The following is a 14,570-nucleotide window of genomic DNA, read 5'->3' as shown; positions in this document are numbered from 1 at the left end:
TGCCTACATCTCCAGAAAGTTTTTCAACAGTTGCGCGCCGGCCGCTCCAGATCGCTCTGGATGAAACTGCACGCCGAAGAAGTTGTCTTTTTGCACGGCGGCGGTGAAGGGCTCGCCGTAGTTCGCCTGGGCGATGGTGCTTGAGCATATCGGCATCGCATAGCTGTGAACGAAGTAAAAGTAGGCGCCGTCTTCGATGCCGCGGAACAGATGATGGCCCGCCTGCGCGGAAACCTGATTCCAGCCCATATGCGGCAACGGCAGGCCGAAGTCGGTCATCTGCATCACCGGCGTGTCGATAATGCCCAGTGTGTCGATGCCGCCGCTTTCTTCGCTGCTTTTCGCCAGCAACTGCATGCCGAGGCAAATACCCAGCACCGGCTGAGTACAGGCCTTGATCAGATCAATCAGCTCGCGCTCTTTCAATTGATCCATCGCCGCCTGCGCGGTGCCGACGCCCGGCAGGAACAGCTTGTCGGCGCGCAGCACGATCTCCGGATCACGGCTTACCTCCGGCTGGTAGCCCAACCGCTGCACCGCATAGGTGACAGAAGAGAGGTTGGCGCAGCCGGTGTCCAGAATCACCACGTTCATCACAGCACTCCTTTCGAACTCGGGAGGGTATTGCCCTCAACGCGGATCGCCTGGCGCAGCGTGCGGCCAAACACTTTGAACAGGCTTTCGACCCGATGGTGGTCGTTTTTGCCTTTGGTTTTCAGGTGCAAGGTGCAGCCCATGGTGTATGACAGCGAACGGAAGAAGTGTTCGACCATTTCGGTGCTGAGATCGCCGACGCGCTGGTAGTTGAACTCGGCTTTATATTCCAGGTGCGGGCGGCCGGAGATATCCAGCGCGCAACGCGCCAGGCACTCGTCCATTGGCAGCACGAAGCCGAAACGGGCGATGCCGCGCTTGTCGCCCAGCGCCTTGTTCAAGGCTTCGCCGAGCGCCAGGCCGGTGTCTTCTACCGTGTGGTGATCGTCGATATACAGATCGCCTTTCACGTCGATGTCCATACGGAAGCCGCCGTGGGTGGCGATCTGATCCAGCATGTGGTCGAAGAAACCGACGCCGGTCTTGATCTTGCTGCCGCCTTCGCGATCCAGCCAAACGTTGACGTCGATCTGCGTTTCTTTGGTGACGCGATTCACCCGCGCGTGGCGGTCACGTTGGGTCAGTTGGCGGGTGATCTCTTTCCAGCCCAGCGTGTCGCGCTGATAGCGCAGCCCCTGAATGCCCATGTTTTCCGCCAACTGAACGTCGGTCGGACGATCGCCGATCACATAGCTGTGGGCGGTATCCATGACGCCCGGCTCCAGATAGCCTTTCACCAGCGCGGTCTTGGGTTTGCGGCAGTCGCAGTTATCCGCCGGCAGGTGCGGGCAGATCAGGATATCTTCAAAGTGGATACCCTGTGAGCTGAGGATCTGCATCATCAGGCCATGTGGCGCATCGAAGGTTTCCTGCGGGAAGCTGGCGGTGCCGAGGCCATCCTGATTGGTGATCATCACCAACTGATAGCCCGCCTGCTGCAAACTCAGCAGCGAAGGGATCACGTCCGGCTCCAGCGCCAGCTTGTCCAGGCGGTCGACCTGGAAGTCTTCCGGCGGTTCAGCGATCAGCGTGCCGTCACGGTCAATAAAGAGGAATTTCTGGCTCACATTGGCTCCTGGCGAGTCTCGGTTGCTCCGGGCAGGGCTGACAGCGCATCGACGACGCGCCGGCATTCGTCGCGGGTGCCTATGGTAATGCGCAGGCAACCGGACAACCCAGGCTGTTTATTTTGGTCTCTTAAGATAATGCCCTGATCCCATAAGGTTTTAAACACATTACTTGAGGCAGTGAATCGTGCCAGCAGGTAATTGCTGTCGCTGGTGAAAACCTGTTCAACGCAGACGCAGTTTTCCAGCTCCCGTTGCAGCCAACTGCGGTTGGCCGAGATCTCGGTAACGCGCTGACGCATGGTGCGGATCCCTTCGGTACTTAGCGCCTGGGCGGCGATGTCGGCAACCGGCGTCGACAGTGGGTAGGGGGCGATCACCTTAAGCAGCAGGGTAATGAGCTCTTCGTTAGCCAACGTGAAACCACAACGCAGGCCGGCTAGCGCGAAGGCCTTCGACAGCGTGCGCAGGATCGCCAGGTGCGGGTAGTCCTTTAACCAACCGGCGCAGCTTGCCTGTGGGCAGAATTCGATATAGGCCTCGTCAATCGCGACGATCGCCTTGCCTTTGGCCATCTCCAGCAGTGTGCGCAGGTCGTCGGGATCGATCAGATTGCCGGTCGGGTTGTTCGGGCTGCAGACATAGATCAGTTTCACGTTGTCCAGGCTGTCGGCGATAGCCGGCAAATCCAACTGCCAGTCTTGCCTGGCCGCCACGGTACGACGCTCCACGCCGAAGGTTTCGGCGCTGACGGCGTACATGCCGTAGGTCGGCGGGCAGAACAGAATGGCGTCTTTGCCCGGCTCGCAGAACGCACGGATCAGCAGCTCAATGCCTTCGTCCGCACCACGGCTGACCAATACCTGATCCTTATTAACCCCGGCGTAATCGGCATAACGCTCGATCACCCGCGCAGGCTGGCACTCCGGGTAACGGTTAAAGGTCTGAGCGGTCAGTTGGAATTCCGGCGCGATCGGGTATTCGTTGGCATTCAGCCACACGTCGCCGTTGCCGCCCAGGCGGCGTGCCGATTGATAAGGGGTCAGTTCGCGCACGTTGGCGCGTGCCAGGTTTTCTATGCTCATGCTTGCTCCTTCAGGGCGGCAACGCGCAGGGTGACGGCGTTTTTGTGGGCAATCAACTGCTCGGCGGCGGCCAGCGTTTCAATGGTGGCCGCCAGATTCATAAAGCCCTGCGGCGTCAGTTCCTGCACGGTCATGCGTTTCTGGAAATCCGCCAGGCCCAGGCTGGAGCAGGTGGCGGTATAACCGTAAGTCGGCAATACGTGGTTGGTGCCGGAAGCATAGTCACCGGCGGATTCCGGCGACCAGTCGCCGAGAAACACCGAGCCGGCGCTGGTGATGCTGTCAACCAGTTCGCGCGCGTTGCGGGTCTGAATGATCAGGTGTTCCGGGCCATATTGGTTGCTGATGGCAATGCACTCGTCCAAATCTTTGGCGACGATCAGTCGGCTGCCGGCCAGCGCCTGACGGGCGGTTTCGGCGCGCGGCAACTGGGTTAACTGTTGCTCTACAGCAACGGCCACCGCTTGCGCCATGGTCGCGTCCGGGGTCAACAGGATCACCTGCGAATCCGGGCCGTGCTCCGCCTGCGACAACAGGTCAGAGGCGACGAACGCCGGGGTGGCGCCGCTGTCGGCAATCACCAGCACTTCGGAAGGGCCGGCCGGCATATCGATGGCCGCACCGTCCAGCCGCTGGCTGATCTGGCGTTTGGCTTCGGTGACAAAGGCATTGCCCGGCCCGAAGATTTTCGCCACGCGAGGCACGGAATCGGTGCCGAACGCCATGGCGGCAATCGCCTGCGCGCCACCGACCTGAAACACTTCCCGTACGCCGCACAGTTGCGCAGCATAGAGAATTTCGTCGGCAATCGGCGGCGGCGAACAGAGCACCACGCGGCGGCAGCCGGCGATGCGCGCCGGGGTTGCCAGCATCAACACGGTAGAAAACAGCGGTGCGGAACCGCCGGGAATATACAGACCGACCGAATCGATCGGACGGGTTACCTGCTGGCAGCGTACGCCAGGTTGGGTTTCCACATCGACCGGCGGCAGCTGTTGCGCGTTGTGGAAGGTTTCCACATTGGCTACCGCCACCGCCATTGCCTGCTTGACCTCATCAGTCAGGCGGGTGCCGGCCGCGGCGATTTGTTCTGCGGTGACGCGCAGCGCGCCAACCTCGGTTTTATCAAATTTGGCGCTGTAGTCACGCAGCGCCTGGTCACCCTTGGTCTTCACGTTGTCGAGGATTTCGCGCACCGTGCGGGTGATGCTGTCTTCGGCTGCGATCGCCGGGCGCATCAGCAGCTCTGCCCGCTGTTGCGCGCTGCAGTCCGCCCAATTGATGAGGGTATTGAAAGTCGACATGGTGTTACTCCATCATCTTCTCAATTGGCAACACCAGAATGGAGCTGGCGCCGAGCGCTTTCAGTTTTTCCATGGTTTCCCAGAACAGGGTTTCACTGCTGACCATGTGCATCGCCACGCGGTTTTGCGCGCCGGCCAGCGGCAGAATGGTAGGGCGCTCGGCTCCCGGCAGCAGCGCGACGATCTCGTCCAGGCGTTCGCTCGGCGCGTGCAGCATGATGTATTTGGATTCGCGCGCCTGGATCACGCCCTGAATACGGGTCATCAGGCGATCGATCAACTGTTGTTTCGCCTCCGGCATTTCGCCGTCACGCTGGATCAGGCAGGCTTTGGAGCGGTAAATCACTTCGACTTCACGCAGGCCGTTGGCTTCCAGCGTTGCGCCGGTAGAGACCAGATCACAGATGGCGTCGGCCAGGCCGGCGCGCGGTGCCACTTCGACGGAACCGTTCAGCAGGCAAGATTTGAAACGTACGCCCTGTTTGTCGAGGTATTGCTTCAGCAGGTGCGGGTAAGAGGTGGCGATGCGGGAGTCTTGCAGGCTTTGCGGGCCGTTGTATTCACTGTCGAGCGGTGCGGCCAGCGACAGGCGACAGCCGCCGAAGTCCAGGCGGCGCAGGGTGAAGTAACGCGGGTCTTCGCCCTGGGCGCGGCGGGTGAGCAGCTCTTCTTCCAGCACGTTCTCACCGATGATGCCCAGATCAACCACGCCATCCATGACCAGCCCTGGGATATCGTCATCACGCACGCGCAGGATATCAATCGGCATATTCTCGGCGAAGGCAATCAGGCGTTGTTGTTGCAGGTTGATTTTGATCCCGCAACGCGCCAGCAGTTCCTGGGATTCATCACTCAGGCGGCCTGATTTCTGCATTGCTATCCGTAAACGTGTTTTGTCCAGCATGGTAACCTCTGTTTTAATCTGTAATTTTATGAATTTATTGTAAAAATTATTTTTCTGTCTGTCCGGAGCCAAAAAAAAACCCTCGGAAGAAATCTTCCGAGGGCTCTCTCTTGCATTCTGCGCGCCACTGGAAGATTAAGAAACCGTCTCCCAGCACACATCGCCTGAAAGACTAGTCAGGATGATGGTGATGATGGTGGTTGAACTGAATGCGTGTCATGGTGTTTTCTCTGTAAAATGTCGGTACAAACCGAATTGCTAATTAACCTAAACTATCCGCTGTCTGTCGCGCAACCCTTTTTTACGGTCATAAATTTAATTTATTGAAACAGGTTAGGTTATTAGCTGGACACAAGTTTACCTAAGCTTAAATCGGGGCGGATTGTATCCCCTTACGGAGTGGCGTAGCCTTAACGGGTAAAGCGCTGCAATCTTCAGGAGAGGAAGATAATGAAAAAGGTAGCCATTATTGGTCTGGGCTGGCTGGGTATGCCGCTGGCTCTGTCGCTGATGAGCCGTGGGTTTGACGTGGTCGGCAGTAAAACCACGCCGGATGGCGTCGAGGCCGTACGCATGAGCGGGATTGAGTGTTATCAGTTGGAACTGACGCCGGAGCTGATTTGCGATCCGGACGATCTGGAACCCTTGCTGAGCGTAGACGCGCTGGTGGTGACGCTTCCCGCTCGCCGCACCGTCGAAGGCAGTGAGAACTACTTCAATGCGGTACGCATGCTGGTGGACAGCGCAATGGCTTTTGGCGTGTCGCGCATCATTTTTACCAGTTCAACCTCGGTATATGGCGAAACGGCCGGCACGGTGCGCGAAGATTCGCCGCTGAGGCCGGTGACGCCGTCCGGGCGTGTGCTGGCAGAGCTGGAGCGCTGGCTGCATGAACTGCCAAACACCTCGGTGGATATTTTGCGGCTGGCAGGGCTGGTGGGGGCGGATCGCCATCCTGGCCGTTTCCTGGCCGGCAAAGTGGATGTCAAGGGCGGCTCGCAAGGCGTCAATCTGGTGCATCAGGATGATGTGATTGCCGCCATTCAACTGTTGCTGAAGCTGCCGAAAGGCGGCCACGTTTATAACCTGTGCGCGCCTGCCCATCCGACCAAGCGCGAGTTCTACCCGGCTCTGGCGGAGCAGTTGCATTTGCCCCCACCGCAGTTTGCCGCCGAGAGCGAACAGGGCGGTCGGCTGGTGGACGGCAGCCGCATCTGCAACGAGCTGGGGTTTGAATATCAGTACCCGGATCCGGCGCGCATGCCGGTCAACTAAACGGGGTGCCGTACGCAACCCCGTTGCGGTTTACAACCAGCCGGATCTCTTCAGTTTCTGATACAGGAAGAAGCAACCGGCGAGGGTTACCCCGAGGGTGGTGTGGTAAGCCCAGGGGAATTTCAGCTCGGGCATGTCGGCAAAGTTCATGCCGTACAGGCTGAAAATCACGGTCGGGATCGCCAGGATCGCCCCCCAGCCTGCCAGCCGTTTTACCACTTCGTTTTGTTTGACGGTGACCAGCGCCAGGTTGACATGCATCGCATTGGTCAGCATTTCGCGCATATCGTCGATATTGCTGACCACCTGACGTGCATGATCCTGAACGTCCCGCACGTAGGCACGCAGCTCCTTCGGGATCACCTCCTCATGCAGGCGAATCAGCTGGTTGCAGATTTCGTCCATCGGCCATGCGGCATTGCGCAGCGCCAGCAGGTGCCGCCGCAGGGTATAGACGTTCTCGATGGCGGCCTGATCAAACTCCGACTTGAACATATTGGCTTCGATGCCTTCGATGCTCGCCTCGAATTTAGCCACTACGGTGCGGTAGTTATCCACCACAAAATCCAGCACCGAATACAGCGCAAAACCGGGGCCGTGGCACAGTTGCTTCTGGTTCTCCTCCGCTTTGGCTCTGATGGGGGCGTAGCTGGGTGACGCGCCGTGGCGCACCGTGATCAGAAAATTTTTACCCACGAAGAAATGGGTTTCGCCGTACTCGATTTCGTTGTCGCCCCACTGTGCGGTTTTCACCACGATAAACAGAGAATCGCCGTAAGCTTCGAGTTTGGGGCGTTGGTGGGCGCACAGCGCATCTTCAATCGCCAGATCGTGCAGGCCAAACTCTTCTTGCACCTTGCGCATAAAGGCGTCCTCCGGCTGCCACAACCCAAGCCAGACGAAGGTGTCCGGCTGTTTGACGACCTCGCTGATGTCATCAATGGTCACTTCACCCAGCCGTTTACCGGCTTTGTACGCCACGCTGTTCACAACCATGGTTGCGGATTCCATCAGGCCACCTGTTTTATTCAATTAGGGTTTTAGTGAGCAAGTAACATTCATGCTCCACCGGGTAATTCTGTAGCGTCATTTGGCGTTGGTAGCCAAGTTTCTCGTAGAACGGCCGCGCCTGGAAACTGAAGGTATCTAAACGAACATAACGGCAGCCACGGGCGATAGCCTCCTGTTCGGCGGCCAGCAACACTTTACGGCCCAGCCCGGTGCCACGCTGCGAATCTGCCACCCATAGCCAGTCGACGCTGAGCCAGTTGCCCCAGGTCTCTGCGGTTAGCCCGGCGACAACCTGACCGGAAGCATCCCGGATAGAGACGCCAAGCGGTTTGCGCTGGCTGGCATCAATGTACGGGCTGTTATGGGCCCTCAGACCTTGTCGGATGGCATCAAGGGTATCTTCACTGAGCGTATCGGTTACGGTGATGTCCATATTTCCTCCTGAGCAATCCGTTAACTTAAGCTCAGTTTGGCTAAAATTCAACATATTGAAATTTAAAACAAACGTCGTGATCAGCCTGCTGGGCTACACTGAATGGGTCGGTTTTTGTCCAGGAGGATGCCATGCCCCGATTGACCATGTTGGCCGGTTTGCTGTTATTCAGTGGCCTGCTGCACGCCGCACCGGCGGTAACGCAGTTGCAAGACAAGTTGGAACACCCGTGGTCGCTGGCATTTTTGCCCGGCGATCAGGGGATGTTAATTACCGAACGGCCGGGGCGTTTGCGGCTATGGCAGCAGGGACAGGGGCTGTCAGCACCCATTACCGGCGTGCCGCAGGTGTATGCCGAAGGGCAGGGCGGCCTGTTGGACGTGCTGTTGGCGCCGGACTTTGCCGACAGCCGGCGGGTCTACCTCAGCTTTGCCGAGGCGGGGGAGAACGGCAAGGCGGGCACCGCGGTGGGGTACGGGCGGCTGAGCGCCGACAACCGGCGGCTGGAAGGCTTCAAGGTGATTTTCCGCCAGCAGCCGAAATTGTCGGTCGGCAACCATTTTGGCGGCAAGCTGGTGTTTGATCGTCAGGGCTATCTGTTTATCGCGTTGGGGGAAAATAACCAACGGCCGACGGCGCAGGATTTGGACAAACTGCAGGGCAAGGTGGTGCGCTTGACTGCCGACGGCGCGGTGCCGCCGGATAATCCGTTTGTCGGCCAGGCCGGCAAGCGGCCGGAAATCTGGTCTTACGGCCACCGTAACCCGCAAGGACTGGCGCTGAACCCATGGAGCGGCGTGCTCTGGGAGCACGAGCACGGCCCGCGCGGCGGCGATGAGATCAATCTTCCTCGGGCGGGCAAAAACTACGGCTGGCCTATCGCTACCTACGGTATCAATTACTCCGGTCTGGCGATCCCGGAGGCGAAAGGGCAGAAAGTGGCCGGCACCGAACAGCCGTTGCATTATTGGCAAGTGTCGCCGGGTATCAGCGGCATGGCGTTTTACAACGGCAGCCGTTTCCCGGAATGGCAGGGCTCGCTGTTTATCGGCGCGCTGGCGCAGGAGGCATTGATTCGTTTGACGTTGCAGGGCGACAAGGTGATCGCCGAACAGCGGTTGCTGGAGGATCGAGGGGAAAGGATCCGCGAGGTACGGACAGGGCCGGATGGCTATATTTATCTGTTAACCGATGCGGATAACGGCAAGCTGTTGCGTGTCGGGCTGACGGAGAAATCATAGCGCCCCATAGGGGCGCACAACACTCAGGTCAACTCGCTCATCACGGCGCGTTGATAGGCCGGGCGTTCGGTCAACCGCTGGTACCAGCGCTCCATGTTCGGGCGCGGACGGCGCTCAATCGGCATGGTGAACCAGGCGTAAGCAAAGCTGCCGAGCGTAATGTCGCCGAAACCCAAGGCTTCTCCGGACAGATAAGGCTGGTTGCCCAGAGCGGCTTCCACTACGTCGAAGTGTTTTTCCAGCGTGGCGATCGCCGCTTCGATCTTCGCCATGTCGCGCAGTTCCGGTTTGGTGCGCACCAGGCCCCAGAACACGATGGAAAAGGGCGCGACTATGGTGGAGGTCGTCCAGTCCATCCACTTCTCGGCGCTGGCGCGGGCTTGCAGATCCTGCGGGTAGAATGGCTCGCTGCCAAACTTCGCCGCCAGATAGCGCACGATGGTGTTCGATTCCCACAGCACGAAGTCATCATCTTGCAGCAGCGGCACCAGGCCGTTCGGGTTTAATGAGCGGTAAGCTTCCTCGTTCACCTTGCCGAATGCGCCACCGGCATTGATATGGGTGTAGCTCAACTCCAGTTCTGCGGCGCACCACAGCACTTTCCTGACATTATTTGAATTCTCACGACCCCAGATGGTCAGCATAGCGTGCCTCTTTAAGCTTCAGCGGATTAACGAACCCGAGCGATTATTCATACGTCACAGTTTGGCTTTTGTCACACCCGAATGGCATTTTTTGCCTGCTTTCAGCGTTCCCAGCGGCACACTTCCCAACCGTGCTCGGTCGCCAGCGCATGCAGTTCGCGGTCCGGGTTGATCACCGTGGCGCTGTCGACATATTCCAACATCGCCTTGTCGTTAAGCGAGTCGCTGTAACCGTGGCTGTGTTCGAAGCTCAGCTCCGGGTGTTCTGCCAGCCACTGTTTCAGGCGGATCACCTTGCCTTTCTGATAGGTCATGGTGCCGTAGGTGTTACCGGTGAAGCGCCCGTCTTCAACGGAGACGCCAATCGCCAGCGCGCCGTCGGCACCGAGCTGTTCGGCAATAGGGGCAACCAGATGTTCGCCGGTGGCGGAAATGACCAAAATGCAGTCGCCGCGTTCACGATGCCACAGCAACCGCTCACGTGCGGCGGGATAAACCCGCGGCAGGATATCGCGCCGGATATAGCGCTGTACCCAACCGGCCACCGTTTGGGTGCTCAAACCGGCCAGCGGCGCCAGAGTGGCTTGCATGTAGTCTTCCATGGACAGCTTGCCCTGGTAATAGAGCTGCATCAGTTGCTGTTCCTGCTGTTCCAGTTCCGCCGGCGCGAACCCTTGCGCGACCAGCCAACGGATCCACAGGCTGGCGCTGTCATCATCAATCAGGGTCTCATCCAGGTCGAACAAGGCTAAATCCATCAGTATTTCTCCGGCAGGCAGGGAGGGAAACGGGGGGTTGCATACAACAATAGCGGATACCCTACGCCGCCAGCCAGTGGCGGCGACGAAATTGCGCAGAGCATAAGAAACTTTGATGACGGTTTTGCGTCACTTTGTTGAACCTTTGCATATCTTAGAACGCAACAATATTGGCTCGCCCGTCAGGCTGGGTGGTAACTATAGGGGCATACGCAGGCCATTCAGGAGCTGAAAATGTTGATAATTCGCCTTTATACCGGCCCGGTTTTTGTTGGGGATGACGAGGAACAGGATAATGACACCACCACTGACGCTGAAGACGCTGCCGCTGCTGGATCTTTCGCAGCTTGATGGCAACGCGCAGCAGCGGCAGGCATTTCTTGACGGCTTGCGTGCGGCAGCGCGCGATGTAGGTTTCTTTTATCTGCGCGGACACGGCGTTGATACCCGGTTGAATGCGCAATTGCAGCAGCGGGCAAGGCAATTTTTCGCTCTACCGGAAGCCGACAAACTGGCGGTGCAGATGGTGCATTCACCGCACTTTCGCGGCTATAACCGTGCCGCGGCCGAACTGACGCGCGGCCAACCGGACTGGCGCGAGCAATTTGACATCGGTGCGGAACGCCCTGCGTTGCAACTGACCGAAAAAACGCCGCGCTGGGCGCGCTTGCAGGGGCCGAATCAATGGCCTGAGGCACTGCCCGAGCTGAAACCGCTGCTGTTACAGTGGCAACAGGCGATGACCGGCATGTCGTTGCGGCTGCTGCGTGCCTTTGCGCTGGCGCTTTCGTTGCCTGAGCAGGCGTTCGATACGCTCTACGGCGAGAAGCCGAATGAACATATCAAGCTGATCCGTTACCCGGGGCGCGAGGCGACCGCCAGTGGCCAGGGGGTGGGCGCTCATAAGGATTCCGGTTTTCTCAGCTTTCTGCTGCAGGACCGGCAGAAAGGTTTGCAGGTCGAAGTCAGCGAGGGGAACTGGGTCGACGCCGAGCCGCGCGAGGAGACCTTTGTGGTCAACATCGGCGAGCTGCTGGAACTGGCGACCAACGGTTATTTGCGCGCTACCGTGCATCGGGTGGAGACGCCGCCGGCGGGAAGCGACAGGTTGTCGATCGCTTTCTTCCTGGGGGCGCGATTGGACGCCGTGGTGCCGCTGTATCAACTGCCTGCGCAATTGGCGGCAGAGGCCCGCGGCCCGGCCAGCGATCCGCATAATCCGCTGTTCCGCGACGTGGGCTTTAACTATCTGAAGGGGAGGATCCGTTCTCACCCCGATGTGGCGCAGCGCCACTATCAGGATGTCGTCGGCGTTTGAATAGGGGTAACAAAAAAGGCCTGGCTTACTGCCAGGCCTTTTTTGTTCATGGCGAGGGATTATTCCGCCAGCGCCTGTTGCAGATCGGCGATCAAATCTTCCGCATCCTCAATCCCCACCGACAAGCGCAGCAACTGCGGCGTGATGCCGGTTTTCAGCCGCTGTTCCAGCGGGATCGACGCATGGGTCATGCTGAATGGCTGGCTGATCAAGCTTTCAACGCCGCCCAGGCTTTCCGCCAGAGTGAACAGCCGCGAACGTTTGATGACCCGGCGCGCAAAGGCGTCGTCACCTTTCAGCCGGACCGAAATCATGCCCCCGAAGCTGCTCATTTGCTTTGCCGCCAGTGCGTGCTGCGGGTGGCTCGGCAGGCCTGGGTAATAAACATCCTCCACCTGCGGCTGGGTTTCCAGCCACTGGGCGATACGCAATGCGCTGTTGCTGTGGCGCTCCATGCGCAACGCCAGCGTACGGATGCCGCGCAGCGTCAGGAAACTGCTGAACGGATCGAGGATACCGCCCACCGCGTTCTGCAGAAAGCCCAGCTGTTCCGCCAGCGCCGCGTTCTCACCTACGGCGGCAACCCCGGCCACCACGTCGGAATGCCCATTAAGGTATTTGGTGGCGGAATGCACCACCACATCGAACCCCAACTCCAGCGGCCGCTGAATATACGGCGAGGCGAAAGTGTTGTCCGCCACGCTGATCAACCCGTGTTTTTTGGCGATAGCGGCAATGGCGCTCAGATCGGCCAGCTTCAACAACGGGTTGGTGGGCGTTTCCACCCAGATCATTTTGGTCTCCGGCTCGATCGCCTGCTCCAGCGCGGCGATGTCCGTCGGAGAAACATAGGTGACGCGTAAACCGGCGGTGCGGCTGCGCACTTTTTCCAGCAGGCGGTAGGTGCCGCCGTACAGATCGTCGACCGCCACCAGATGGCTGCCCTGATCGAGCAGTTCCAGCACCGTTGAGCAGGCCGCCAGGCCGGAGGCAAAGGCGTAACCGCGGCTGCCGCCTTCCAGTTCGGCGATGGCGCTTTCCAGCGCGGTGCGCGTCGGATTGGCGCTGCGTGAATATTCATAGCCGGTGTGCTCGCCCGGCGCCGGTTGGGCGTAGGTCGAGGTGGCGTAGATAGCCGGCATCACTGCGCCGGTGGCATCCGGGGTATACCCGGCATGAACGGTCAACGTATCGAACTTGGCCATACAATAATCCTTATTAGCGTAATTTTTGGCGCCAGGCGTTAAGCACGTCTGTCCGGGTGATCAGGCCGAGGAAGCGCTCGCCATCGAGCACCACCGCAACGTGGCCGTGATTGAAGGTGGCGAGCAAATCCTGATAGCTGGCCTCTTTTTGCAAGGTGTTGACCGACTGGGTCATGGCGCGGGTGGCCGGCAGACTGAAGTGGCTGGCGTCCGCCTGAACTGCATTGAGCAGATCCCACTCATCGATCAGGCCGACCACGCGATCGCCTTCCAGTACCGGCAATTGCGAAATGTCATACAGCCGCATGCGGGCATGAACGATCGCCAAGGTATCTTCCGGCGCGGCCGACACCGCTGCACCTTCGTCGTGGCGGTAGGCGATCAGATCGCGCAGATCACCATGTTGCGGTTTGCTCAACAGGCCCTGTTCCAGCATCCAGTGATCGTTATACATTTTAGACAGGTATTTGTTGCCGCTGTCGCAGACGAAGGTGACCACGCGTTTCGGCTCGGTCTGCGCCCGGCAATAGCGTAACGCAGCGGCTAAAAGCGTACCGGTGGACGAGCCGGCCAACACGCCTTCTTTGCGCAGCAAATCGCGCGCGGTGGTAAAGGCTTCGGCGTCGCCGATGCGGTAGGCGTTACGCACCTGATTGAAGTCGCTCAGCGGCGGAATGAAATCTTCGCCGATGCCCTCCACCAACCAACTGCCGGTTTCGCCGATCTGGCCGCTGTCGAGATAATCCGCCAGGATCGAGCCGGCAGGGTCGGCCAGCACAAACTCGGTTTGCGGCGATACGTCGGCAAAATACTGGCTCAGGCCGCCCAGCGTACCGCCGGAGCCGACGCCGACCACGATGGCGTCCACTTGATTCTCCATCTGCTGCCACAGCTCAGGCGCAGTGGTGCGGGTATGGGCCGCCGGGTTGGCCGGATTGTTGAACTGATCGATATAGAAAGCGCCGGGGATCTCATCCGCCAGCCGTTTGGCGTAATCCTGATAATAAGCCGGGTGGCCTTTGCCCACGTCCGAACGCGTCAGCACCACCTCAACCCCTAGCGCACGCAGATGGAAAATCTTCTCGCGGCTCATCTTGTCCGGCACCACCAGCAGCAGTTTGTAGCCCTTCAGGGCCGCCACCAGCGCCAGCCCCAGGCCGGTATTGCCGGCGGTGGCTTCAATGATGGTGCCGCCGGGCAGCAGGCTGCCGTCGCGTTCGGCCTGCTCGATCATCGACAGCGCCACGCGATCCTTGATCGAACCGCCGGGGTTTTGGTTTTCCAGCTTGACGAACAGCCGGCAGGGGCCGGTATCGAACTGGGTCAGTTCCAGCATCGGGGTATTGCCGATCATGTCGATAACGGAGTGCGGTATTGCCATGAGTAATCTCCAGGATAATTCGGTTTAGAAACCGTTATCTGGATGATAGCGCTGTAAATAAGTGCATTAAAAAGAACAAATAACCGTTCAATATGCATTTTTGGAATATATTAGTCTGATTTGGACGTATGGATGCGCAGATGTGCAGCGGTTCAGATGTGCAGCCGTATAGCCATTGGTGGTATAAAAAAGCACCTGATGGCTGGCTTTTTATCCAAATTGCGCGACAGAGCGTACAGTTATGTAAAAATGATGAAAATTCATGCTAAACCCTGCAAAAATAAGATAAATCTAATAAACTCACAGCAAGGGCATTTTTGGTGCGCCGCTCACCCGTTGGGGGGCCGCAG

Annotated in this window: 15 protein-coding genes and 1 other annotated feature; of the genes, 3 read left to right on the top strand and 12 right to left on the bottom strand. The window is 58.9% G+C overall.

Annotated elements, in window-relative coordinates:
* Positions 1-3 precede the first annotated feature (3 nt).
* The 6 genes from hisH to hisL all read right to left on the bottom strand — a co-directional run bounded on the left by hisH (position 4) and on the right by hisL (position 5,174).
* Positions 4-594 carry an imidazole glycerol phosphate synthase subunit HisH gene (hisH, locus tag V2S86_RS11585; protein ID WP_062870325.1) on the bottom strand — a complete coding sequence of 197 codons (591 nt, stop codon included), beginning with the start codon at positions 592-594 and terminating at the stop codon, positions 4-6.
* Entirely contained in the window at positions 594-1,661 is a 1,068-nt protein-coding gene (gene hisB / locus V2S86_RS11580; protein ID WP_311993283.1) for a bifunctional histidinol-phosphatase/imidazoleglycerol-phosphate dehydratase HisB, read from the bottom strand. Before hisB ends, hisH begins: the two co-directional genes overlap by 1 nt.
* A complete protein-coding gene (gene hisC, locus V2S86_RS11575; RefSeq protein WP_330762517.1) occupies positions 1,658-2,746 on the bottom strand; it encodes a histidinol-phosphate transaminase in 1,089 nt (362 codons plus the stop codon). The genes hisB and hisC overlap by 4 nt, the downstream gene beginning before the upstream one ends.
* Positions 2,743-4,050: a histidinol dehydrogenase gene (hisD, locus tag V2S86_RS11570; RefSeq protein ID WP_330762516.1), complete on the bottom strand. Its 1,308-nt coding sequence runs from the start codon at positions 4,048-4,050 to the stop codon at positions 2,743-2,745. Before hisD ends, hisC begins: the two co-directional genes overlap by 4 nt.
* A gap of 4 nt (positions 4,051-4,054) precedes the next feature.
* The gene (gene hisG / locus V2S86_RS11565; RefSeq protein WP_004942454.1) at positions 4,055-4,954 is read right to left on the bottom strand and encodes an ATP phosphoribosyltransferase; all 900 of its coding nucleotides are present in this window, start codon (positions 4,952-4,954) and stop codon (positions 4,055-4,057) included.
* A 70-nt stretch (positions 4,955-5,024) separates the two neighbouring features.
* Positions 5,025-5,151: a sequence feature (His leader region), on the bottom strand.
* Complete coding sequence (gene hisL / locus V2S86_RS11560; RefSeq protein WP_110605893.1) at positions 5,127-5,174, bottom strand: his operon leader peptide; 48 nt, start codon at positions 5,172-5,174, stop codon at positions 5,127-5,129. Its footprint overlaps the feature before it by 25 nt.
* Positions 5,175-5,404: 230 nt before the next feature.
* Between hisL and V2S86_RS11555 the strand changes: the two genes are divergently transcribed.
* Entirely contained in the window at positions 5,405-6,229 is an 825-nt protein-coding gene (locus V2S86_RS11555) for an SDR family oxidoreductase (protein ID WP_330762515.1), read from the top strand.
* Positions 6,230-6,259: 30 nt separating this feature from the next.
* Here V2S86_RS11555 and V2S86_RS11550 read toward each other — a convergent pair whose 3' ends face one another.
* Together V2S86_RS11550 and V2S86_RS11545 are read right to left on the bottom strand one after the other, a co-directional pair.
* A complete protein-coding gene (locus V2S86_RS11550) occupies positions 6,260-7,240 on the bottom strand; it encodes a magnesium and cobalt transport protein CorA (protein ID WP_330762514.1) in 981 nt (326 codons plus the stop codon).
* A 13-nt stretch (positions 7,241-7,253) separates the two neighbouring features.
* Entirely contained in the window at positions 7,254-7,673 is a 420-nt protein-coding gene (locus V2S86_RS11545) for a GNAT family N-acetyltransferase (RefSeq protein ID WP_330762513.1), read from the bottom strand.
* A gap of 131 nt (positions 7,674-7,804) precedes the next feature.
* Here V2S86_RS11545 and V2S86_RS11540 point away from each other — a divergent pair, with 131 nt between their 5' ends.
* Complete coding sequence (locus V2S86_RS11540; protein WP_330762512.1) at positions 7,805-8,914, top strand: PQQ-dependent sugar dehydrogenase; 1,110 nt, start codon at positions 7,805-7,807, stop codon at positions 8,912-8,914.
* Between the two features lie 23 nt (positions 8,915-8,937).
* Here the strand turns inward: V2S86_RS11540 and V2S86_RS11535 are convergent, their stop codons facing one another.
* Both V2S86_RS11535 and V2S86_RS11530 read right to left on the bottom strand, forming a co-directional pair.
* A complete protein-coding gene (locus tag V2S86_RS11535; protein WP_330762511.1) occupies positions 8,938-9,558 on the bottom strand; it encodes a glutathione S-transferase family protein in 621 nt (206 codons plus the stop codon).
* A 101-nt stretch (positions 9,559-9,659) separates the two neighbouring features.
* The gene (locus V2S86_RS11530; protein ID WP_330762510.1) at positions 9,660-10,316 is read right to left on the bottom strand and encodes an HAD family hydrolase; all 657 of its coding nucleotides are present in this window, start codon (positions 10,314-10,316) and stop codon (positions 9,660-9,662) included.
* 295 nt (positions 10,317-10,611) lie between these two features.
* Between V2S86_RS11530 and V2S86_RS11525 the strand changes: the two genes are divergently transcribed.
* The gene (locus tag V2S86_RS11525; protein WP_330762509.1) at positions 10,612-11,634 is read left to right on the top strand and encodes an isopenicillin N synthase family dioxygenase; all 1,023 of its coding nucleotides are present in this window, start codon (positions 10,612-10,614) and stop codon (positions 11,632-11,634) included.
* 59 nt (positions 11,635-11,693) lie between these two features.
* Here V2S86_RS11525 and V2S86_RS11520 read toward each other — a convergent pair whose 3' ends face one another.
* Positions 11,694-12,839 carry a trans-sulfuration enzyme family protein gene (locus tag V2S86_RS11520; protein ID WP_330762508.1) on the bottom strand — a complete coding sequence of 382 codons (1,146 nt, stop codon included), beginning with the start codon at positions 12,837-12,839 and terminating at the stop codon, positions 11,694-11,696.
* A gap of 13 nt (positions 12,840-12,852) precedes the next feature.
* Positions 12,853-14,220: a cystathionine beta-synthase gene (locus V2S86_RS11515; protein ID WP_330762507.1), complete on the bottom strand. Its 1,368-nt coding sequence runs from the start codon at positions 14,218-14,220 to the stop codon at positions 12,853-12,855.
* Between the last annotated feature and the right edge of the window lie 350 nt (positions 14,221-14,570).

The sequence above is a fragment of the Serratia sp. C2(1) genome (assembly GCF_036352655.1).
Taxonomy (GTDB): domain Bacteria; phylum Pseudomonadota; class Gammaproteobacteria; order Enterobacterales; family Enterobacteriaceae; genus Serratia; species Serratia inhibens.
This window is presented reverse-complemented; position numbering and strand designations above follow the sequence as displayed.